Annotated in this window: 15 protein-coding genes, 1 other RNA gene and 1 pseudogene; 8 read left to right on the plus strand and 9 right to left on the minus strand. The window is 61.3% G+C overall.

Annotated elements, in window-relative coordinates:
• Positions 1 to 6: 6 nt before the first annotated feature.
• Positions 7 to 1,572, minus strand: coding sequence for a PAS domain-containing methyl-accepting chemotaxis protein (locus HBO05_RS15450; RefSeq protein WP_170043322.1), 1,566 nt, complete (start codon positions 1,570 to 1,572; stop codon positions 7 to 9).
• A gap of 458 nt (positions 1,573 to 2,030) precedes the next feature.
• Here HBO05_RS15450 and HBO05_RS15455 point away from each other — a divergent pair.
• A pseudogene (locus HBO05_RS15455) lies at positions 2,031 to 2,346 on the plus strand (helix-turn-helix transcriptional regulator).
• A gap of 33 nt (positions 2,347 to 2,379) precedes the next feature.
• Positions 2,380 to 2,664 (plus strand): hypothetical protein, encoded by a 285-nt coding sequence (locus tag HBO05_RS15460; RefSeq protein ID WP_172312976.1) that lies wholly within the window; start codon positions 2,380 to 2,382, stop codon positions 2,662 to 2,664.
• A 156-nt stretch (positions 2,665 to 2,820) separates the two neighbouring features.
• On the opposite strand, the gene ffs is transcribed toward HBO05_RS15460, so the two are convergent.
• From ffs to HBO05_RS15490, 6 genes are all read right to left on the minus strand, one after another.
• An RNA gene (ffs, locus tag HBO05_RS15465) (signal recognition particle sRNA small type) lies at positions 2,821 to 2,917 on the minus strand.
• Positions 2,918 to 3,125: 208 nt separating this feature from the next.
• The gene (locus tag HBO05_RS15470; protein WP_172313186.1) at positions 3,126 to 4,292 is read right to left on the minus strand and encodes a putative zinc-binding metallopeptidase; all 1,167 of its coding nucleotides are present in this window, start codon (positions 4,290 to 4,292) and stop codon (positions 3,126 to 3,128) included.
• An 86-nt stretch (positions 4,293 to 4,378) separates the two neighbouring features.
• On the minus strand, positions 4,379 to 6,736 hold the full coding sequence (ligA, locus tag HBO05_RS15475; protein WP_172313189.1) for an NAD-dependent DNA ligase LigA: 2,358 nt from the start codon (positions 6,734 to 6,736) through the stop codon (positions 4,379 to 4,381).
• An 88-nt stretch (positions 6,737 to 6,824) separates the two neighbouring features.
• Entirely contained in the window at positions 6,825 to 7,688 is an 864-nt protein-coding gene (gene zipA / locus HBO05_RS15480) for a cell division protein ZipA (protein WP_169954221.1), read from the minus strand.
• 253 nt (positions 7,689 to 7,941) lie between these two features.
• The gene (gene smc / locus HBO05_RS15485; protein WP_172313192.1) at positions 7,942 to 11,430 is read right to left on the minus strand and encodes a chromosome segregation protein SMC; all 3,489 of its coding nucleotides are present in this window, start codon (positions 11,428 to 11,430) and stop codon (positions 7,942 to 7,944) included.
• Between the two features lie 2 nt (positions 11,431 to 11,432).
• On the minus strand, positions 11,433 to 12,092 hold the full coding sequence (locus tag HBO05_RS15490; protein ID WP_169954223.1) for a GntR family transcriptional regulator: 660 nt from the start codon (positions 12,090 to 12,092) through the stop codon (positions 11,433 to 11,435).
• Between the two features lie 267 nt (positions 12,093 to 12,359).
• Between HBO05_RS15490 and xdhA the strand changes: the two genes are divergently transcribed.
• From xdhA to guaD, 4 genes are all read left to right on the plus strand, one after another.
• Entirely contained in the window at positions 12,360 to 13,808 is a 1,449-nt protein-coding gene (gene xdhA, locus HBO05_RS15495) for a xanthine dehydrogenase small subunit (protein WP_172313195.1), read from the plus strand.
• Positions 13,801 to 16,200: a xanthine dehydrogenase molybdopterin binding subunit gene (gene xdhB, locus HBO05_RS15500; RefSeq protein ID WP_172313198.1), complete on the plus strand. Its 2,400-nt coding sequence runs from the start codon at positions 13,801 to 13,803 to the stop codon at positions 16,198 to 16,200. Before xdhA ends, xdhB begins: the two co-directional genes overlap by 8 nt.
• 115 nt (positions 16,201 to 16,315) lie before the next feature.
• Positions 16,316 to 17,158, plus strand: coding sequence for a xanthine dehydrogenase accessory protein XdhC (gene xdhC / locus HBO05_RS15505; protein WP_169954226.1), 843 nt, complete (start codon positions 16,316 to 16,318; stop codon positions 17,156 to 17,158).
• Positions 17,159 to 17,165: 7 nt separating this feature from the next.
• Positions 17,166 to 18,470: a guanine deaminase gene (guaD, locus tag HBO05_RS15510; protein WP_169954227.1), complete on the plus strand. Its 1,305-nt coding sequence runs from the start codon at positions 17,166 to 17,168 to the stop codon at positions 18,468 to 18,470.
• Positions 18,471 to 18,592: 122 nt separating this feature from the next.
• Here guaD and HBO05_RS15515 read toward each other — a convergent pair whose 3' ends face one another.
• Positions 18,593 to 19,357: a GntR family transcriptional regulator gene (locus HBO05_RS15515; RefSeq protein WP_057439513.1), complete on the minus strand. Its 765-nt coding sequence runs from the start codon at positions 19,355 to 19,357 to the stop codon at positions 18,593 to 18,595.
• A gap of 220 nt (positions 19,358 to 19,577) precedes the next feature.
• On the opposite strand from HBO05_RS15515, the gene HBO05_RS15520 reads away from it, so the two are divergent.
• Positions 19,578 to 20,768, plus strand: coding sequence for a benzoate/H(+) symporter BenE family transporter (locus tag HBO05_RS15520; RefSeq protein WP_169954228.1), 1,191 nt, complete (start codon positions 19,578 to 19,580; stop codon positions 20,766 to 20,768).
• Between the two features lie 53 nt (positions 20,769 to 20,821).
• Here HBO05_RS15520 and HBO05_RS15525 read toward each other — a convergent pair whose 3' ends face one another.
• The gene (locus tag HBO05_RS15525) at positions 20,822 to 21,166 is read right to left on the minus strand and encodes a YggL family protein (RefSeq protein ID WP_170043316.1); all 345 of its coding nucleotides are present in this window, start codon (positions 21,164 to 21,166) and stop codon (positions 20,822 to 20,824) included.
• 237 nt (positions 21,167 to 21,403) lie between these two features.
• On the opposite strand from HBO05_RS15525, the gene dacB reads away from it, so the two are divergent.
• A complete protein-coding gene (gene dacB, locus HBO05_RS15530; protein ID WP_170043315.1) occupies positions 21,404 to 22,864 on the plus strand; it encodes a D-alanyl-D-alanine carboxypeptidase/D-alanyl-D-alanine-endopeptidase in 1,461 nt (486 codons plus the stop codon).
• Positions 22,865 to 22,960 lie beyond the last annotated feature (96 nt).

A 22,960-nucleotide genomic window follows, 5' to 3' on the forward strand; every position in this document is an offset into this window, starting at 1 on the left:
AGGTGGCTAGCGGTTGAACCGCTCGACCAGGGCACGCAACCCGGAAGAGATGCTTTCAAGTTCCCGGCCCCGGGTGACTGCAGCGTTGGCATTGCCCGCTGTCTTTTGTACCGTGGCCGCGACGTTATTGATCTGTTGTGAAACATCCTCTGCGACGTGGGATTGTTCCTGCGAGGCAGCAGCCATTTGCTGACTCATGCCGGTAATGCGCTCTACTGCCTGGCGAATACCTAGCAATGCCTGTTGCGCCTGCAATACCTGCTGCACGCCCTGCTCGGCCTCATGGATACCGGTGCTGGCAATTTCCACTGCTTCATCGGCGCCCGCGCGTAGATTCTGGATGATGCCCTGGATCTGCTCGGTCGACTCCCGGGTCTTGCCCGCCAGCGCCCGCACTTCATCGGCCACCACCGCAAAACCACGGCCCTGTTCACCAGCCCGCGCCGCCTCGATGGCAGCATTCAGGGCCAGCAGGTTGGTCTGGTCGGCAATCGCCTGGATCATGCTCGCCGCCACGCGGATTTCCTGGGTCTGGCCGGCCAGGTGGCCCACCGCCTGGTTGATCTGGGTAACGGTGGCCGCCAGCAGTTGGATCGCGTCGCGTGTGGTTCCGACCACCTGGCTGCCATGCCCGGCCAGGTCGTTGGCGGTACGGGCTTCGCTGGCGGTCTGCTGTACATGTGTCGCCACTTCGGCGATGGAGGCGGCCATTTCGGTCATGGCCGCGGCGGTCATATCGGTTTCGGCGCGCTGTTCCAGCAGTGCCGACTCGGTATTGCCCGACAACACGCTGGAATCGGTAGCCGCCTCGGCCATCTGTGTGGCCAGGTCGCTGAGCCGCGTGAGGGCGGTTTTCAAGCGCGCCTCTTCGCTGATCAGGATCATCTCCAATTGCGCGGCCGGACCTAGCGCATCGCTGTAGGTCATGGCGCTGATCGGGTCGGAAAAGGTGTTGGGAGTGTGCTCGACAATCTGCTTGAGCTGCTGCCCCAGACGCAGGTGCGCCCAGGCGCCCAGACCGAGAAACAGCAGCGCAGTCGTTGCCTGAGCCCAGCCGCTGGGCAGCCATTGCACCGCGCCGCCAGCCGCCACCGCCGCCAGGGCGGGCACGGCCAGGGCATTGCCGAACTGGCCCAGGCGTTGCAGCGGCGAAACCGCCGAACGCCCGGCACGCAAGCGCGCGTAGAGCGCTTCGGCACGCCGCACCTGTTCGCGCGTCGGCTTGACCCGCACCGACTCATAGCCCACCAACCGGCCGTCTTCGAGGATGGGGGTCACATAGGCGCTGACCCAATAAAAGTTGCCATTTTTGCAGCGATTCTTGACCACGCCCATCCAGCTCTGGCCGGCCTTGAGGTAGCGCCACATCAGTTCGAAGACCGCCGGCGGCATATCCGGGTGGCGTACCAGGTTGTGGGTACTGCCGATCAGCTCGGCTTGGGTGAAGCCGCTCATGGCAGCAAACTCGGCGTTGCAGTAGGTAATGTGGCTATTGATGTCCGTCGCGGAAATGAGCCGTTGCTGCTCCCCGAAAGTCTGTTCAACTGTGGTGACCGGCAAATTGACGCGCACTTTAAAGCTCCATGGACAGCATTCGATCTACCGGCCCGGGATCGGGTAGATCCGGCAGGTAGAGGGGTATTTCCAGACGGGTAAACCGTCAATCGGCTGGCTGGCGCCATTGGGCGGCCAAACCAGGTTTTGCCCAGCACCTGAGCTTCGGTTTAGCGAAGATCAACTAGGCTTTAATTCGAGCGTCTGGTGTGAAAGGCGGGGGCTGCGGGGGCGCGCAAGAGCGAGCCTGGCGCTGCGGCCAAGCAACTGTTTTGCAACTACCTTTATGAAAGAGAGGAGAAAGCAATGATTTCCCGTTTCATAAAGGTGCCCTGTGAAACGACACCGCCAAATACTTGTCCTAAACGCCGATTCTACGAATTACATCACATTTTGCAAGAAAAGGTGATGGTGCGTGCCGTTGTCTAATGCCAATATTTATCGTTAAGTTCTTGATTCTAAATGGGAATTGAGCGATGCAAATTTCAAGTTTGGGTCCAGCCATCAGACGTTATCGAAAGGTAGCGGGGCTTACTCAGGCTGAACTAGGTGAGAAAACCGGTTTTGACCCTAAAACCATCAGCCGCTTCGAAACCGGCACCTATACACCCAGCGTTGACGCTCTCTTCTTGTTTGCAGAGGCTCTGGGAGTGAAGACTGAAAGTCTTTTTTGCCGATCTGGGCGATGAGGACGAACAGCGCGCTTATCTGTTCGGTGTCATTCATAAAGCCACCCCGAAGGATCTGGGAAAGCTGATAGCGGCGGTAGACCAGGCCTTGTCCAAGCCTTAGAGCTCGTACGACATAAAAAAGAGCAGGTCGCTGATGCCGCCTGTTCTTTGCTCTTTGCCTACTGACATGATCCAACCGGACAGCGCCTCTCCTGGCAGGCGCTGGGCCACGCCTTTTGCCAATATGCTCGCGCAGCCCAAGCGGACTCGGCATCCTTTCGCGCAATTACTTCAAAATGCAAGGGACTACCATGAGCTACCTGCGCCTGCTGGCGGTGGCTGGCACCTAGAACCTGCCTGCAAGACCGGCATCTTCCTGCTGGCGGCGAAGAAGCTTCTGGTGATTGACGTGGTTGCGTTGCTGGCAGGCGTGCGCTAGTTCTTCAACCGCAATAAAGGCCGATAGCCAGACACGAAAACGCCGCGAAAAAAACGCGGCGTACAGACGGCTTCGACCGCTGCGCAATAACGCACGGCAAAGTGATAATTTTTGATCAGAGGGAGAGTTGTTACGAAGGGAGCGTTATGGAGGCAACCCCACCAGCCACACCCCGGCACACAATGTTCCCGCTGTGGCTGCTGCCTTCCGGCTCTGACCAGGTTCACGGGTAATCGTTGCGGGGGGACCGATGGGGTCACCATAACGACGCTGGCCTCTCGGCAAGCCGCGCCATTGTACCGATCTCATCGGAAGTTACAACCGTTGGTGCAGGATTAAAAAGCCAAGGGGCTCAAGCACTTGCCATAGCCCTGAAGAACACCCTCTATGTGGTGTGGGAGCGGGCTTGCCCGCGATGGCGGTGGTCACGTCATCGCGGGCAAGCCCGCTTCCACATTGGATCATTGGGCTTTCAACACCTCATCCGCCCGGCCGCCCTCCTCCTGGATCACCAGGTGGATGAAATGCAGCTTGGCAATCACCGCCGGTGGCAGCACGAAGGGATAGAAATCCGGTTGCCCCATGCTGCGGGACAGTTCGTTGAGCATGCCGGCCAGTTCGATCCAGGCGTTGACGAACGACAGGAACGCCGCCCCGCCAGGGTGTTGCGGATCGTAGAGCGTGGCGAGGGGAAACGGCTGGTAGTCCAGGTCCATCTCCCGCGCGCTCATGCCAAAGCCCAGGGCGGTATCGACCGCGTCCATCATGTGCAGGTAGTGGGCCCAGGTTTCCGCCCAGTCTTCCCAAGGGTGCATGGTGGCGTAGGCGCTGACGCAGGTTTGCTGCCAGCCCGGGCGCGGGCCGTTCTGGTAGTGCTGCTCGAGAGCATCGGCATAGCTGGCACGCTCATCACCAAACACCTGGCGGAACGGCTCCAGCCAGTGGCTGCCGGCGACCAGGCGATCCCAGTAATAGTGACCGACTTCATGCCGGAAATGACCGAGCAAGGTGCGGTACGGTTCACGCATCTGCACGCGAATTTTCTCACGGTGTTCGTCGTCGGCTTCCTTGATATCCAAGGTGATCAAGCCGTTGGCATGCCCGGTAGTGGGGGCCTTGCCTTGCAGGTCGATACCGACGAAGTCAAAGGCCAGGCCATTGGCTTCATCGACGGACTTGGGGACCACCTGCAACCCCAGGCTGATCAGTTGCGCCACCAGCCGGCGCTTGGCGGTTTCGACTTTGCGCCAGCGCTCGGGGTTTTCTGCAATCGACAGGTCGGGGATGGTGCGATTAAGGCTACACGCCACGCACAGCGGTGCGGTGCTGTAGGCCGGGATCAGCCAGTTGCAGGCAGCAGGCGTGTCGAGGTTGGCGCAGCGGCGCGAGGCGCCCGCGTCAAGATTATCGTCCTGCAGCCAGGTATTGACGACCGGCCCAGGTTGCAGGGACGACAGCCGGCTTTGCTCGGGCAGATAGCCCAGCAGCGCCGAACAGGCCAGGCATTGGCTGTTGCGAAAGAACAGGGATTGCCCGCAACGGCACTGCCACACCTTGCTATTGCGCGAAGTCCCGGCCATGAACGGTGCGGCGATGCGCGAACTGAGCTGTTCGAAGAAGCGGTACATGGCGATCTCTCCAGGGGCGTGCCCAAGACTAGATCATTTACCACGCAAGATCGTTCCCACACTCTGCGTGGGAACGATCGCCATCATCAGATGGAGATGTTGTGGCGGGTCAGAAAGGCGACAAAAGCCTCTTCATCCATGACTTTCAACCCCAGCTCACTGGCCTTGGCCAACTTCGACCCGGCGCCTGGCCCCGCGACCACGCAATAGGTTTTCGCCGACACCGAACCGGCGACCTTGGCGCCCAGGCTTTCGAGTTTTTCCTTGGCCACGTCGCGGCTCATCAACTCCAGCGAGCCGGTCAGCACCCAGGTATGGCCCGCTTCGGGCAAGCCCTCGAGGACTTTCTTCTCGCTCTGCCAGTGCATGCCAAAGTCCTTGAGCTGCTGCTCGATGGCTTGCGCACGCCGGGCATTGTCCGGATTATCAAAAAACTCGCGCACGGCATTGGCCTGTTTCTCTGGGAGTGCCTGGCGCATATCCAGCCAATCGGCCTGGATAACGCCCTCCAGGGAGCCGAACTTGTCCGCCAGCTTCTGCGCAGCCCCCGGCCCCACGGAAGGCACGTGCAGCTTGTCGAGAAAGCCGCCCAGGGTGGTACTGGCCGCGAACTCGGCGCTCAGTTCGCCCTGGTCCTGCAATTGCAGGCCGCACTCATCCGGCGACAGTAACGCGCCAATCACCTGCTGGTTATGGCTGTCTTCAAAGAAGCTGTGGATCTCGTGCGCCACCTCCAGGCCAACATCCGGCAAGTACGTCAACACTTCCGGCAAGGCTTGCTGCACGCGCTCCAGGGACGCCAGGGAGCGCGCCAGCACCTTGGCGGTTTCCTCGCCGACATCGGGAATGCCCAGGGCGTAGATAAACCGTGCCAGGGTTGGGGTCTTGCTGTTTTCGATGGCAGCGATCAGTTTCTTGCTGGAAACATCAGCGAAGCCTTCCAGGTCGATGATCTGTTCGTACTTGAGCTTGTACAGGTCAGCCGGCGAACCGATGAGCTTTTCATCGACCAGTTGCTCAATGGTCTTGTCGCCCAGGCCGTCGATATCCATGGCCCGTCGCGAGACAAAATGGATAATCGCCTGCTTGAGCTGCGCACCACAGGCCAGCCGCCCGACACAGCGATACACCGCGCCTTCGCTGACGGTTTCCTTGCCCTTGCTACGCTTGACCAACTGCGTGCGTTCCACATGGGAGCCACACACCGGGCAGGTTTGCGGGATCTGTACGGCGCGGGCATTTTCCGGGCGGCGCTCGGCAACCACCGACACGACCTGTGGGATTACGTCACCGGCACGGCGGATGATCACGGTGTCGCCGATCATCAAGCCCAGGCGCGCCACTTCGTCCATGTTGTGCAACGTCGCATTGGACACAGTGACGCCCGCCACCTTGACTGGCTTCAAGCGTGCTACCGGGGTCACGGCGCCGGTGCGGCCGACCTGGAACTCAACGTCCAGCAGCTCGGTGAGCTCTTCCAGCGCCGGAAACTTATGAGCGATGGCCCAGCGCGGCTCGCGGGCGCGAAAGCCCAGTTCACGCTGGTAGGCAATGCTGTTGACCTTGAACACCACCCCGTCGATTTCATAGGGCAGGCTACTACGCCGCTCACCGATATCGCGGTAGTACGCCAGGCAATCCTCAATCCCCTTGGCCAGCTTCAACTCGTGGCTGATGGGCATGCCCCATTTCTGCAACTGCTGCAGGTTGCCGATATGAGTGTCGCTGATATCCGTGGTCACGCCGTAGCAGCAAAACTCCAGGGGGCGACTGGCGGTGATCTTCGAATCGAGTTGGCGCAGGCTGCCGGCGGCGGCGTTGCGCGGGTTGGCGAAGGTCTTGCCGCCGACTTCCAGTTGCGAGGCATTCAAACGCTCGAAACCGGCCTTGGACATGAACACTTCACCACGCACTTCCAGGGTCGCCGGCCAGCCTGTGCCGTGCAGTTTCAACGGGATATTGCGCACGGTGCGCACATTGACGCTGATGTCTTCGCCCGTGGTGCCGTCGCCACGGGTCGCGCCGCGTACCAACTCGCCATTCTGGTACAGCAGGCTGACCGCCAGGCCATCGAGCTTGGGTTCGCAGCTGTATTCCACCGCCGCACCACTGCCAAACAGATCGCCCACCGGCAGGTCGAGGCCCTCGGTGACCCGACGATCAAATTCCAGCATGGTGGTTTCATCAAACGCGTTGCCCAGGCTGAGCATGGGGATCTCATGGCGCACCTGGGTAAACGCCGACAACGCCGCACTACCCACCCGTTGCGTTGGTGAATCACGGGTCACCAGGTCGGGGTGCTCGGACTCCAGGGCCTTGAGCTCATGGAACAACCGGTCGTACTCGGCGTCCGGGATGCTCGGCTCGTCGAGTACGTGATAACGGTAGTTGTGCTGATCCAGTTCAGCGCGCAGTTCGAGGATGCGGGTGTGGGCGGCGGTCATGGGTGTTCTCTCATAAAGCAAAAGAGCAGCCGAAGCTGCTCAATATGTTAGTGCGCTTAATTCTACTGACAACGCTGAAGACCAATCCTCAGCGTTTCTGTGTCAGGGCGCGACGCTCGAACTCGACGATGCGCTGACGGTAGTGTTCGATGGTCTGGGCGGTCAGTACGCTGCGCTGGTCGTCCTTGAGCTCGCCGTTAAGTTCCTGGGAAAGCTTGCGGGCGGCGGCCACCATGACGTCGAACGCCTGTTTCGGGTGGCGCGGGCCTGGCAGGCCGAGGAAGAAGCTCACCGCCGGGGTGCTGAACAGGTCGATATCGTCCAAATCGAAGGTGCCCGGCTTGACCGCGTTGGCCATGGAGAACAGCACTTCACCGTTGCCCGCCATGCTTTCGTGACGGTGGAAAATATCCATCTCGCCAAAACGCAGGCCGCTTTCCAGGATGTTCTGCAACAGCGCCGGGCCCTTGAAGCCGGCCGCGTCGCGGCAGATCACGCTGATCACCAGCACTTCTTCAGCCGCCGGCTGATCCTTGGAGGACTCACGCGGTGCGCTCTTGGCCGGGGTTTCATCCGGAAAATCACCGTCACGGCTACTGAAGCTCGGGCCTTCGTCGACGTCGAGGTTCAGGTCGCCCTGATGCGGCTCGGCCACGACAGCACTGCCACGCTTGCCGCGCTTGGACGACGGCTCGCGGGGCTCGCGCACCGGCGCGCTCATCGACGGCAGGTCGTGTTCGTCCAGTTGCGGTTCTTTATGGGTATCCAGGACACGGGGAGGCCCCAGCAGCTCGGCGGCGCCATCGTCGTCGGGCAGATTGGACAGGTTTCGGTCCAGGCGGAATTTCAGCTTGCCCTTGCCGCCGCGCATACGGCGCCAGCCATCAAAAAGAATACCGGCTATTACAATAATGCCGATGACGATCAGCCACTCGCGCAGACCGATTTCCATGTAATCCCTTGCCTCTATAAAAAATGCTGAAAAATAAGGGGTTTAGCACCGTGCAAACCGCTTTAAAACGTGGCGCCAACTCTATGTTCTGACTGACGTTTTGCCCACGCATACGAAAAATTGACATTAAACTAGCACGACCAAAGATAACTTTACACAGTTGGCGCAAAATGTGTCGGCTAACGCAGGAATCAGGCTACAAATCATAAGCTTCAAGCCGACACTCTTGCCCCTTGAAGCCAGCAACTTGCCGCTAACTTTCCACCATCGCCATCGCCTCTTCCACATCCACCGCCACCAGTCGCGAACAGCCCGGTTCATGCATGGTCACCCCCATCAATTGATCAGCCATTTCCATGGCGATCTTGTTGTGGGTGATATAGATGAACTGCACCGTCTGGGACATCTCTTTAACCAGGCGGGCATACCGTCCAACGTTAGCGTCATCCAGCGGCGCGTCAACTTCGTCGAGCATGCAGAACGGCGCCGGGTTCAACTTGAAGATGGCAAACACCAGGGCCAATGCGGTCAGGGCCTTCTCGCCGCCGGACAACAAATGGATGGTGCTGTTCTTCTTGCCCGGAGGCCGCGCCATGATCGTTACCCCTGTATCGAGTAGATCTTCGCCCGTCAGTTCCAAGTAAGCGCTGCCACCACCGAAAACTTTTGGGAATAAGGCCTGTAAACCGCTATTAATCTGATCAAAGGTATCTTTGAAGCGGTTTCGGGTCTCTTTGTCGATCTTGCGAATGACGTTTTCCAAAGTGTCGAGGGCTTCCACCAGATCGGCGTCCTGGGCATCCAGATAACGTTTGCGTTCGGACTGCTGCTGGTATTCGTCGATGGCCGCGAGGTTGATCGCCCCGAGTCGTTGAATACGTGCGCCAATGCGCTCAAGTTCTTCCTCGGCGTCCTTCTCGTTGGCCTGGGCGGTCAGGGTATTGAGTACGCCGTGCAGGTCGTAGCCATCTTCCAGCAACTGGTCTTGCAGAGTCTTGCGGCGCACCGTGAGGGCTTGCCACTCCATGCGCTGCTGTTCGAGTTGGCCGCGGATCAATTGCGATTGCTGCTCGGCCTGGGTCCGGCGCTTTTCTGCGTCGCGCAGTTCGCGGTCGGCATCTTCCAGGGCGATTTGTGCGGTCTTGAGTTCTTCGTCGACGCTCATGCGTTTATCGAGCAACTCTTCGAGCTTCAAGCGCAGCTCTTCCAGCGGCGCCTCGCCCTCCTCCAGGTTGAGGCTCAGTTGCTCGCGCTTTTCCGTCAGGCGTTCGGACTGCATCTCCAGGCGCTCCAGGGCCTGGCGCGTGGAATCGTGCTGGGCGCGCAAGGAGCCCAGGCGCACGGCCAACTGGTGGGCGTGATCCTTGTGCTGGCGCGCTTCCTGGCGTACCCGGTCGAGGCGCTCGCGCAGGCTGTCACGCTGGGCCAGCAACAGTTCGCGCTGCTCGGTATCGAGGGCCATGCTGTCGAGGGCCTCCTGCAATTGCAGGCGTGCCTCACCGACTTGTTCGTGTTCGAGGGCGCGCTGTTCGCCCATTTCGGCCACTTCTTCGTCGAGCCGGGTGCGGCGCAGGGTCAGCTGTTCGGCCTTGGCCTTGCTGGCCGAGAGTTGGGCTTTCAATTCGCCCTGCTGGCGCGCTTCGTCCTGCAACAGGCGGCGCAAGTGTTCGCGGCCGGTCTCTTGCTGGCGCTGAGTGGCGCGCAGGGTTTGCAGTTGGGTTTCCAGGGACTCAAGGGTGGCTTCGCGCTCTTCACGCTCGGCACTCAGGTTGACGATTTCCTGGCCACGGGCCAATACGCCACTTTCGGCTTCACTGGCGCGGCGCACCCGCAAAAAGTGCCGGCCTACCCAGTAGCCGTCGCGGCTGATCAGGCTTTCGCCAGAGATCAATTGGCCACGCAGCGCCAGGGCCTGTTCCAGCGAGTCCACCGGTTTGACCTGGCCCAGCCACGGCGCCAGATCAATCTGCGCCTCGACTTTATCCAACAGGCTGCCGGGCACGCGGGTGCCATCGGCTGCCGGGCTGAGCAGGCGCAAGTCACCTTGTGTGAAGCCCGCCAGGTCAAAGCCGCCAAAATCGTCCACCAGCACCGCTTGCAGGTCCGCACCGAGCACGGTTTCCACAGCCAATTCCCAACCAGCTTCAACCTTCAAGCCTTCGGCCAGGCGCGGGCGCTCGGCCAGGTGCTGGTCGCGCAGCCATTCGGCGGTGCCGGTGCCTGGGTCCAATGCGGCCTGCTGCAAGGCTTCAAGGGAGGCCAGGCGCCCGTTAAGGCGCTGTAAATCGCCCTGGGCCTGCTGTTGCGCCTGGGTCGCCTGCTGCAGCTCCTGACGCAATTGCTCCAGGCGTTCCACTTGTTGTTCTTCGCTGGCCTCCAGCTCTTCCAGGGTCATTTCGCTTTCGGCCAACTGCTCGCTCAGCGCCATGATCGCCGCGTCTTCCGGAGCGGAGGCGAGCAACGCGCGCTCCTCCAGGGCCCGGCGCTGACGCTCGGCCAGGCGTTCCATACTGGTTTCCAGTTGCTGGATGCGCGACTGCTGCACCTCAGCCTGGCGCCGTGGCTCGGCGGAGCGCAGGTTGAACGCGTCCCACTGCTCCTGCCAGCCGTGCATGGTGGTTTCCGACTCTTCCAGGGCGGCGGCGGCTTCTTCGGCGGCGGCGCTGGTGATTTCCTGCTCGGGGGTGAGCATGTCCAGCTCTTCGCCGAGGGCCAGCAGCAAGGTGCGGTCGTGGCCCAGGTGGGATTCGGTTTCCAGCCGCGCCCGCTCCGCTTCCTTGAGGTCATCCTGCAACTGGCGCAGGCGCTGCTGGCCGTGCTGGATGCTCTGCTCGACCCGCGCAATATCGCCGCCCACCGAATAGAAACGGCCCTGCACCAGATTGAAGCGCTCGGACAGATCATGGTGACCGTCACGCAGGCGCTCGATGCTGGCGTCGGCATTGCGCTGCTCGGCCACCAGGGCTTCGAAGCTGATTTCCTGGGTGCCGATGATCGCTTCGCGCTGGCCCACCTGGTCATTCAAGGCCTGCCAGCGCAGGGCCGAGAGTTGTGCCTTGAGCTGGCGCTCTTCGCCTTTGTATTCCTGGTATTTCTCGGCGGCCTGGGCCTGGCGGTGCAGGCGCTCCAACTGGCGCTCCAGCTCTTCACGCAGGTCGGTCAGGCGCGCCAGGTTTTCGTGGGTGCGGCGGATGCGGTTCTCGGTCTCGCGCCGGCGCTCCTTGTACTTGGAGATGCCGGCCGCTTCCTCGATAAAGTTGCGCAAGTCCTCGGGCTTGGCTTCGATCAGCTTGGAGATCATGCCCTGCTCGATGATCGAGTAGCTGCGCGGGCCCAGGCCGGTGCCGAGGAAGATGTCGGTGATGTCGCGGCGCCGGCACTTGGTGCCATTGAGGAAGTAACTGTTCTGGCTGTCGCGCGTCACTTTGCGGCGGATGGAAATTTCTGCGTAGGCCGCGTATTCGCCCACCAGGGTGCCGTCGGAGTTGTCGAACACCAGTTCGATGCTGGCCTGGCTCACCGGCTTGCGGCTGGTGGAGCCATTGAAGATGACGTCGGTCATCGACTCGCCACGCAGGTTTTTTGCCGAGCTCTCGCCCATCACCCAGCGCACGGCGTCGATAATGTTCGACTTGCCGCAACCATTGGGCCCGACCACTGCCGCCATGTTACTGGGGAAGTTCACCGTAGTCGGGTCGACGAAGGATTTGAACCCCGCCAGTTTGATGCACTTGAGCCGCACGCTTAGGCGTCCGCCAGGGCTGCGATAACCAGGGTGCAACTGCGCTGGCCATAGGCCGACAACACTTGGCGAATCTGCGGCAAGTCACGGGCCAGTACGGCAGCGAGCAGTTGCTCGAACAGCACCAGGTACTCGCTCATGGACGCCTTGCGTTGATCCAGGGCCAGGTAATAGGCGCGATTCATCGCCGGCTGCAGGTTCTCGACGGTTTCCTGCAGGTACGGGTTGTTGGCAAAGGGGTACGCGGCGCGCATGACATTGAAGCATTCCTCGACAAAGGCGCGGATGTCCTGGCGTTCGAAATTGCTCACCAGTCGTTGCTGGATCTGCACGAACGGCGCCATGTCGACCTGGGTCTGCCAGCCTTCGGCAACCGCGTTGCCCAGCAGGATGTACAGCTCGCTCATCAGCGTGCACAGGCTCTGCACCTTGTGTGCGGTGAGCTCGGTGACGTGGGCGCCACGGCGCGGCAGGATGGCGATCAGGTGCCGCCGCTCGAGGATCAGCAAGGCTTCGCGCACGGAGCCACGGCTGACATTGAGTGCCAGCGTGACTTTCTGTTCCTGGATCCGCTCCCCAGGCTTGAGATCGCCGCGAATGATGCGTTCGGCGAGGTGGTGAGCGATTTGCTCGGCGAGACTATCCGGCGCCTTGAACGTCATGTTTTCCCTTCAAAATCGTCTATCGGTACAAGGGCGGCAGTGTAGCGCAATCACTGGGCCAGCAACGCCGAATTTGGCATGAAATAAGCAGACGATAAAGCCCAGGCGCCCCTGAAAACGGCGGTTACAGGGATCTGCACCATAATCAAAGGTGTTGCAATCGCTTTTTCTTGACCTTCTGGTCAGAAAATCGTTGACCGAAAAGTCAGACATGACTAGATTCGGCGCAAAGCGGTTAACAACAATAATGAGTCTGCGAGGCCTTCCGTGATCCAGTTTTTACTAAACCAGGAGCTCCGTAGCGAGCACGCCCTGGACCCGAACCTGACTGTGCTCAACTACCTGCGTGAGCACCTGGGCAAATCCGGAACCAAGGAAGGCTGCGCCAGCGGCGACTGTGGTGCCTGCACCGTGGTGGTCGGCGAGTTGCATACCGACGAGCAAGGTGCCGAGCAGATTCGCTATCGCAGCCTCAATTCGTGCCTGACGTTTGTCTCGTCCCTGCACGGCAAGCAACTGATCAGCGTGGAAGACCTCAAGCACCAGGGCCAACTGCACAGCGTGCAACAGGCGATGGTCGAGTGCCATGGCTCGCAGTGCGGTTTCTGCACGCCGGGCTTTGTGATGTCACTGTTCGCCCTGCAAAAAAACAGCGACGCCCCGGACAGCGCCAAGGCCCACGAAGCCCTGGCCGGCAACCTGTGCCGCTGCACCGGCTACCGGCCGATCCTGGCCGCCGCCGAACAGGCCTGTTGCAACAAGCCCCAGGACCAGTTCGATAGTCGCCAGGCGCAGACCATCGCCCGCCTCAAGGCCATCGCCCCGACGCAAACCGGCGAACTGAACAGCGGCGACAAACGCTGCCTGGTGCCCCTGACCGTCGCCGACCTGGCCGACCTCTACGACGCCTACCCACAGGCCCGGCTGCTGGCCGGCGGCACCGACCTGGCGCTGGAAGTGACCCAGTTCCACCGCACGCTGCCAGTGATGATCTATGTGGGCAACATCGAGGCCATGAAGCGCATCGAGACCTTTGACGACCGCCTGGAAATCGGCGCCGCCACCGCCCTCTCCGACTGCTACAGCGCGCTGCACCATGAATACCCGGACTTCGGCGACCTGCTGCACCGCTTCGCCTCCCTGCAAATCCGCAACCAGGGCACCCTCGGCGGCAATATCGGCAACGCCTCGCCCATCGGTGATTCGCCGCCGCTGCTGATCGCCCTCGGCGCGCAGATCGTGCTGTGCAAGGGCAGCGTGCGCCGCACCCTGGCCCTGGAAGACTACTTTATCGATTACCGCGTCACTGCCCGCCAGGACAGCGAGTTCATCGAAAAAATCATCGTACCCAAGGGCCACGCGCTGTTTCGTGCCTATAAGGTTTCCAAGCGCCTGGACGATGACATCTCGGCGGTGTGCGCGGCGTTCAACCTGAAAATCGACAACGGGGTGATCAGCGATGCCCGCGTCGCCTTCGGCGGCATGGCCGCCACGCCCAAACGCGCGCAACACTGCGAGACGGTGCTGATCGGCGCCACCTGGAACAGTGCCACCGTGGAGAAAGCCTGCGCGGCCCTGGCCGAGGATTTCACCCCGCTGTCGGACTTTCGCGCGAGCAAGGAATACCGCCTGCTCAGCGCACAGAACCTGCTGCGCAAATACTTCATCGAACTGCAAACGCCGCACATCGAGACTCGGGTGACCGCTTATGTCTAACCATCACGCCGTGGTAAAAACCCAAGCCGAAATGGCCGCGCTGTTTGCCCAGGACCTGACGTCCGGGGTCGGGCGCAGCGTCAAGCATGACAGCGCCGCAAAGCACGTGTCGGGCGAAGCGCAGTACATCGATGACCGCCTGGAATTCCCCAACCAGTTGCACCTGTATGCGCGCATGTCCGACCGCGCCCATGCCCGGATCCTCAGTATCGACACCGCGCCCTGCTACGCCTTCGAGGGGGTGCGCATCGTCATCACCCACGAAGACGTACCGGGCCTCAAAGACATCGGCCCGCTGATGCCCGGCGACCCGTTGCTGGCCATCGACACCGTGCAGTTCGTCGGCCAGGTGGTGCTGGCCGTCGCCGCCCGCGACCTGGAGACCGCACGCAAGGCCGCCATGGCGGCGGTGATCGAATACGAAGACCTGGAGCCGGTGCTGGATGTGGTCGAGGCCTTTCGCAACAAACATTTCGTGCTGGACAGCCACACCCACCAGCGCGGGGATTCGGCGGGCGCCCTGGCGAGCGCGAAACACCGTATCCAGGGGACCCTGCATATCGGCGGCCAGGAACACTTCTATCTGGAGACCCAGATTTCCTCGGTGATGCCCACCGAAGACGGCGGCATGATCGTCTACTGCTCCACCCAGAACCCCACCGAAGTGCAGAAACTGGTGGCCGAAGTGCTGGACGTGTCGATGAACAAAATCGTCGTGGATATGCGCCGCATGGGCGGTGGTTTTGGTGGCAAGGAAACCCAGGCGGCCAGCCCGGCATGCCTGTGTGCAGTGGTCGCGCGCCTGACCGGCCAGCCGACCAAAATGCGCCTGCCACGGGTCGAAGACATGCTGATGACCGGCAAGCGCCACCCGTTCTATATCGAATACGACGTGGGCTTTGACGACAACGGCCGCCTGCACGGGATCAATCTGGACCTGGCGGGTAACTGCGGCTGCTCGCCAGACCTGTCTAACTCGATTGTCGACCGCGCGATGTTCCACTCCGACAACTCGTATTACCTGGGCGACGCCACCGTCAACGGCCATCGCTGCAAGACCAACACCGCCTCCAACACCGCCTACCGTGGCTTCGGCGGCCCGCAAGGCATGGTCGCCATCGAGGAAGTGATGGACGCCATCGCCCGCCACCTGGCGCTGGACCCGCTGGCGGTGCGCAAGGCCAATTACTATGGCAAGACCGAGCGCAACGTCACCCACTACTACCAGACTGTCGAGCACAACATGCTCGAAGAGATGACCGCCGAGCTTGAGGCCAGCAGCCAATACGCCGAGCGCCGCGAAGCGATCCGCCTGTACAACGCCCACAGCCCGATCCTGAAAAAAGGCCTGGCGCTGACCCCGGTCAAGTTCGGTATTTCGTTTACCGCCAGCTTCCTCAACCAGGCCGGTGCCTTGATCCATATCTACACCGACGGCAGCATCCACTTGAACCACGGCGGCACCGAGATGGGCCAGGGCTTGAACATCAAAGTCGCACAAGTGGTGGCCGAGATTTTCCAGGTGGAAATCGACCGGGTGCAGATCACCGCGACCAACACCGACAAAGTGCCCAACACCTCGCCGACCGCCGCCTCCAGCGGTGCCGACCTCAACGGCAAGGCCGCGCAGAATGCCGCCGAGACCATCAAGCAGCGCCTGGTGGAATTTGCCGCGCGCAAATACGACGTCAGCGAGGCCGATGTTGAGTTCCACAACGGCCATGTGCGGGTGCGCGAGCAGATCCTGACCTTTGAGGAGCTGATCCAGCAGGCGTATTTCGCCCAGGTGTCGCTGTCCAGTACCGGCTTCTACAAGACCCCGAAAATCTTCTACGACCGCAGCCAGGCACGGGGTCGGCCGTTCTACTACTTCGCCTTCGGCGCGGCCTGCTGCGAAGTGATCGTCGACACCCTGACCGGCGAGTACAAGATGCTGCGCACCGACATCCTCCACGACGTGGGCGCCTCGCTGAACCCGGCCATCGATATCGGCCAGGTGGAAGGCGGTTTTATCCAGGGCATGGGCTGGCTGACCATGGAAGAGCTGGTGTGGAACAACAAGGGCAAATTGATGACCAATGGCCCGGCCAGCTACAAGATCCCGGCGGTAGCGGACATGCCCCTGGATTTGCGGGTCAAGCTGGTAGAAAACCGCAAGAACCCGGAAGACACGGTGTTCCACTCCAAGGCCGTGGGTGAACCGCCATTCATGCTCGGGATTGCCTCGTGGTGCGCGATCAAGGATGCGGTGGCGAGCCTGGGTGACTATCGCCATCAACCCAAGATCGATGCACCGGCGACCCCGGAGCGGGTGTTGTGGGGCTGTGAGCAGATGCGCCAGTTGCAGGTGGCGACGGTGGGTGAGGCAGAGACCGAGATGGCTTCGCTCTAGACCCAGGTGCTGCCATCGCGGGCGAGCCCGCTCCCACATCTGGATTGCATTCCCCTGTGGGAGTGGGCTTGCCCGCGAAGACGGCCGAACTGACAACAGAAATGTTGAGGTAGACATGAACAACTGGATCAGCGCCCTCGCCGACCTGCAACACCAGGGTGAACCCTGCGTGCTGGTGACCATCATCGAAGAACTCGGCTCCACGCCGCGCAACGCCGGTTCCAAGATGGTGATCAGTGCCGCCCGGACCTTCGACACCATCGGCGGCGGCCACCTGGAATACAAAGCGATGCAGATCGCCCGCGAGATGCTCGCCAGCGGTCAGCACAACACCCATCTGGAGCGCTTCAGCCTGGGGGCCAGCCTCGGCCAGTGCTGCGGTGGCGTGACTGTGCTGCTGTTTGAGCCCATGGGCCAGGTGCAGGCGCAGATTGCCGTATTCGGCGCCGGCCATGTCGGCCGCGCGCTGGTGCCACTGCTGGCCAGCCTGCCGTGCCGGGTGCGCTGGATCGACTCGCGGGAACAGGAATTCCCGGAGCATATCCCCCAGGGCGTGCGTAAAATCGTCAGCGAAGAGCCGGTCGATGAAATTGCCGACCTGCCGGCGGGCAGTTACTGCATCGTCATGACCCACAATCACGCGCTGGACCTGGAACTCACCGCCGCCCTGCTCAAGCGCAATGACTTTGCCTACTTCGGCCTGATCGGCTCGCAGACCAAACGCGTCAAGTTTGAACACCGCCTGCGTGAGCGCGGCTTCGAGGCCGCGCAGTTACAACGCATGCGCTGCCCCATGGGCCTCACCGAGGTGAAGGGCAAATTGCCGGTGGAAATCGCCATTTCCATCGCCGGCGAGATCATCGCCACCTATAACGCCAATTTCGGCCAGCACACCGCGAGTGCCGAACCCATTGCCAAACTGCTGCCGGCCTCGCGCCGCAGCCAAGCTATCAATTGAGACGACCATGCCTTTGACTCGCAAAGCCTACCGCGCCGCCATCCTGCACAGCCTCGCCGACCCTGCCGTGGTTGGGATCGACGCCTCCTACGAGTATTTCGAAGACGGCCTGCTGGTGATCGACAACGGCCAGATCAGCGCCCTGGGGCATGCCAGCGACTTGCTGCCGACGCTGGCGGCCGATATCGAAATCACCCATTACCAGGACGCGCTGATCACCCCCGGCCTGATCGACACCCATATCCACCTGCCGCAAACCGGCATGGTCGGGGCCTACGGCGAACAACTGCTGGATTGGCTCAACACCTATACCTTCCCTTGCGAAAGCCAGTTCGCCGACAAGGCCCACGCCGAAGAAGTGGCGGATATCTTTATCAAGGAACTGCTGCGCAACGGCACCACCACCGCCCTGGTGTTCGGCAGCGTGCACCCGCAATCGGTCAACTCATTCTTTGAAGCCGCCGAGAAACTCGACCTGCGCATGATCGCCGGCAAGGTGATGATGGACCGCAATGCGCCGGACTACCTGACCGACACCGCCGAGTCCGGCTACCAGGAGAGCAAGGCGCTGATCGAGCGCTGGCACGGCAAGGGCCGTTTGCACTACGCCGTGACCCCGCGCTTCGCGCCTACCAGCACACCGGAACAGTTGACCCTCGCCGGGCAATTGCTGGGGGAATACCCGGACCTGTACATGCAGACGCACATCAGTGAAAACCTGCAGGAAGTGCAATGGGTCAAGGAGTTGTTCCCGGAGCGCAGCGGCTACCTGGACGTGTACGACCACTACAAGCTGCTGGGGGAACGTTCGGTATTCGCCCATGGCGTGCACCTGTGCGACGACGAATGCGCGCGACTGGCGCAAGCGGGTTCAGCAGTGGCGTTCTGCCCGACGTCGAACTTCTTCCTCGGCAGCGGCCTGTTCAACCTGCCGATGGCCGAGAAGCATCAGCTCAATGTGGGCCTGGGCACGGACGTGGGGGGTGGCACCAGTTTCTCGCTGCTGCAGACCCTGAACGAGGCCTACAAGGTCATGCAATTGCAGGGCGCGCGGTTGAGCCCGTTCAAATCGTTGTACCTGGCGACCCTGGGCGGTGCCAAAGCGCTGCGCCTGGAAGACAAGATCGGCACCTTGCAGCCGGGCACCGATGCCGATTTCCTGGTCCTGGACTACAACGCCACGCCACTGCTCAGCTATCGCCTGAAGCAGGCCAAGAACATTGCCGAGACGTTGTTTGTATTGATGACACTGGGGGATGATCGGGCGGTGATGCAGACGTATGCGGCGGGCAATCTGGTACACCAACGCTGACCCAAAGAACACCACAAAACCCTGTAGGAGCTGGCTTGCCAGCGATAGCATCACCGCGGTGAACAGATACACCGCGGTGCCTGCATCGCTGGCAAGCCAGCGCCTACACAGTTTGATCGGGTTTACAGCTTGATCGAGGAGCGGCCCGGCTTCTTGGTCTGCAGCAAATGCGAGAACACCGCATGCAAATCATCCGACGCGCTTTCCTCATCGAGGTTGAGCTTGCTGTCGATATGATCCATGTGGTGCATCATCAGGTTCACCGCCAACCCCACATCCCTAGCTTCGATAGCATCGATCAACTGGGTGTGCTCGTCGTAGGAACAGTGCGAGCGGTTGCCGCTTTCATACTGGGCGATGATCAGCGAAGTCTGGGACACCAGGCTGCGTTGGAAGCTGATCAGCGGGGCATTCTTCGCCGCCTCGGCCAGTTTGAGGTGGAACTCGCCAGAGAGCCGGATACCCGCGCCACGATCGCCACGGGAGAAGCTGTCGCGCTCATCGTTGACCATCTGCCGCAACTCGGCCAACTCTTCGGTGGAGGCATGCTGCACCGCCAATTCGGTGATAGCCCGCTCGACCAGGCGCCGGGCGAGGAATACCTGGCGGGCTTCCTCGACACTTGGGCTGGCCACGACCGCACCCCGATTGGGGCGCAACAACACCACGCCTTCATGGGCCAGGCGCGACAAGGCGCGGCGGATGATGGTGCGGCTGACGCCAAAGATCTCGCCCAGTGCTTCTTCACTCAATTTGGTACCGGGCGCCAGGCGTTGTTCGAGGATGGCCTCGAAGATATGCGCGTAGACGATATCGTCCTGGGTTCCACTGCGACCGGCCTTACCGGCTCGCGGCTGTTTCTTGAGGGGCTGCAACTGTTCGTTCATGGGCACTCGGGTCGGGAGAACGGCGGCGAATTGACGTTGACTGTAATAAGGGTATAGCGGGTCGCTGGCAAGTATCGCGTAAAAACAGCGCACATTGTACACAACCCGTTGCGCCAACACACTGTACGGCTGTTTGCGCGGCCGGCTGTATTGCAACAGTCAGTTACGTTTGAGTTTAGGCTTGATTCCACGATTTCCCAGGTACAAGGAACACCGCCCCATGACCGACGCGACCCAGGCGCCCCTGCGCCCACTGGCCGACACTTCACCCTCGGCCATTGTCGCCGGCTTCATCGCCATGATGACCGGCTACACCAGTTCGCTGGTGCTGATGTTCCAGGCCGGCCAGGCTGCCGGCCTGACCACCGGGCAAATCTCCTCGTGGATCTGGGCGATTTCCATCGGCATGGCGGTGTGCAGCATCGGCCTGTCCCTGCGCTACCGCACGCCCATCACCATTGCCTGGTCGACCCCCGGTGCGGCGCTGCTGATTACCAGCCTGGGCGGGGTCAGCTATGGCGAGGCCATTGGCGCCTACATCACCTGCGCGGTGCTGGTGACGATCTGCGGCCTCACCGGCAGCTTTGAGAAACTGGTGAGGAAGATCCCCGCCTCGCTGGCCGCCGCGCTGCTGGCCGGGATTCTGTTCAAGATCGGCAGCGAGATTTTCGTCGCCGCGCAGCACCGCACCGCCCTGGTACTGGGCATGTTCTTTACCTACCTGATCATCAAGCGCCTGTCGCCCCGGTATGCGGTGCTGGCGGCGCTGCTGATCGGCACCGCCTTGTCCGGGCTGATGGGGCTCCTGGATTTCAGCGGGTTCAGCCTGGAAGTGGCGACGCCGGTGTGGACCACGCCGCACTTCTCCCTGGCGGCGACCATCAGCATCGGTATTCCGCTGTTCGTGGTGGCGATGACTTCGCAGAACATGCCGGGGGTCGCGGTGTTGCGCGCCGATGGCTACGATGTACCGGCCTCGCCACTGATCACCGCCACCGGCCTGGCCTCGCTGGTGCTGGCACCGTTCGGCTCCCACGGCATCAACCTGGCAGCCATCAGTGCGGCCATCTGCACCGGGCCTCACGCCCATGAGGATCGCAACAAGCGCTACACCGCCGCGGTGTGGTGCGGGATTTTCTACGGTATCGCCGGGGTATTTGGCGCAACCTTGGCGGCATTGTTCGCCGCATTGCCCAAGGAGCTGGTGCTGTCGATCGCGGCATTGGCGTTGTTTGGCTCGATCATCAATGGCCTGAGCATCGCCATGAATGAGCCCAAGGAGCGGGAAGCCGCGCTGATTACCTTTATGGTCACGGCGTCGGGGCTGACGCTGTTTTCCATCGGTTCGGCATTCTGGGGGATTGTGGCGGGGGTGTTGACGCTGGTGATTCTGAACTGGCGCAAAGCCTGACTTTAATACCCTGAAACGAAAAAGCGACCCGGGAGGGTCGCTTTTTCATGACATCAGACAGCCGGGTTGATCGGCTTTTCTGGGTGCCAGGCGTCCAGCAGTTCGCTGACTTCAACGCGGGTCAGCTCTGGACGAGCCTTGAGCCACGCTTCGACAGCTGCACGCTGCTCAGGGGTAACCGAACCACGGGTGGCTTTGCAGACCAGACCGAAGTCGTCGCCGCCCACGTAGTCCAGGCCATTGCCATCCATCGCTTCGGTCAGGAAGGCGTCGAGGAAAGCGTCAACCGCTTCGTCGTCCAAACCTTCTTTGAAATCCAGGTTCAGTTCGAAACCCAGCTCTTGAAATTCATCAACGCACAGTTTTTTGCGCAGACGCCGGGAACGGTTAGTCGCCATTGGAACAATCCTCTTAAGTATTAACGGCCGGCACTCTACCAGTTTAAGGCGCTGATTGCCCGGCAATCCAAGACGGGTGGCACGATAGCGCGAAAAAAAACCGTGATTTGCAGCTATCGTTGAGGCACAAGTAGCTCCACCTTGGGGCATAATGCCGACACTTTCATGACCACTGGGGGATTTTCTTACATAGCCCCCGCTATATTCACCCTCCTATGCAGTAGGGTCTTACTTCTTATGATCAAATCCTTGCGTCCATTGTTACTCGCCAGTTTCCTTTTGCCCCTGGCCCTCTCTGTCACCGCCGCCCCGATCAATACCACCTTGCCACCTAAAGTCCAGGAAGCCCTGCAGAAAGCCAAGCTGCAGAACAATGCACTGTCCCTGGTGATGATTCCGCTCAATGGCCCCGGCACTGCCACGGTGTTCAACGCTGACGTCTCGGTCAACCCGGCGTCGACCATGAAGCTGGTCACCACCTACGCTGCCCTGGAAATGCTCGGCCCCAATCATCAATGGAAAACCGAGTTCTACACCGACGGCACCCTCAGCGGCGGCGTCCTGCGGGGCAACCTGTACCTCAAGGGCGGCGGCGACCCCAAGCTGAACATGGAAAAACTCTGGCTGCTGATGCGCGACCTGCGTGCCAATGGCGTCCAGCAAGTCACCGGTGACCTGGTGCTGGACCGTGGCTTCTTTATCCAGCCGCAATTGCCGGAATTCAACGACGACGGCAACGATGCCAACAAACCTTTCCTGGTCAAGCCGGACGCCCTGCTGGTCAACCTCAAGGCCCTGCGTTTCGTGACCCGCAACGATTCAGGACGGGTGTTGGTGTCGGTGGAACCGCCGATTGCCAGCATCCAGATCGACAATCAGGTCAAGGCCACCAACGCCAAGCAGTGCACCGGTGACGTGCGCTACAACCCGGTCACCGCCGCCGATGGCAGTGTCACCGTGACCGTCAGCGGCCAGTTGGGCGATGGCTGCAGCTCGCAGACATATCTGTCGCTGCTCGACCATGCCACCTACACCGCTGGTGCCGTGCGCGCGATCTGGAAAGAACTCGGCGGCACGATCCAGGGCCGCGACGTGCTGGCCCCAGTGCCGAAAACCGCCAAGGTCCTGGCCCGGGCGTTCTCCCCGGACCTGGCCGAGATCATTCGCGACATCAATAAATACAGTAACAACACCATGGCCCAGCAACTGTTCCTCAGCCTCGGCGCGCAATACCGCACCGATGCCGATGGCGACGATGCCAAGGCTGCGCAGCGTGTGGTGCGCCAGTGGCTGGCGAAAAAAGGCATCACCGCGCCGCACCTGGTGATGGAAAACGGCTCCGGCCTGTCCCGTGCCGAACGGGTCAGTGCCCGGGAAATGGCGACCATGTTGCAGGCTGCCTGGAGAAGCCCGTACGCGGCAGAGTTCATCAGCTCGATGCCGATTGCCGGCAGTGACGGCACCATGCGCAAGCGCCTGAAGACCACGGCCCTGCGTGGCGAAGCCCACGTCAAGACCGGCACCCTGAACACCGTGCGCGCCATTGCCGGCTTCAGCCGTGATAACAATGGCAATACTTGGGCGGTGGTGGCGATTCTCAACGATCCGAAGCCTTGGGGTGCTTCATCGGTGCTCGACCAGGTGCTGCTGGACCTGTATCGCCAGCCGAAGCTGGCAGCAGCGGCACCAGGTCTATAGATGGGGACTCAATGTGGGAGCGGGCTTGCCCGCGATAGCTGTGGGTCAGTCAGCACATTTGGCACCTGATACACCGCCATCGCGGGCAAGCCCGCT

The sequence above is a fragment of the Pseudomonas sp. WS 5079 genome (assembly GCF_012985465.1).
GTDB lineage: Bacteria > Pseudomonadota > Gammaproteobacteria > Pseudomonadales > Pseudomonadaceae > Aquipseudomonas.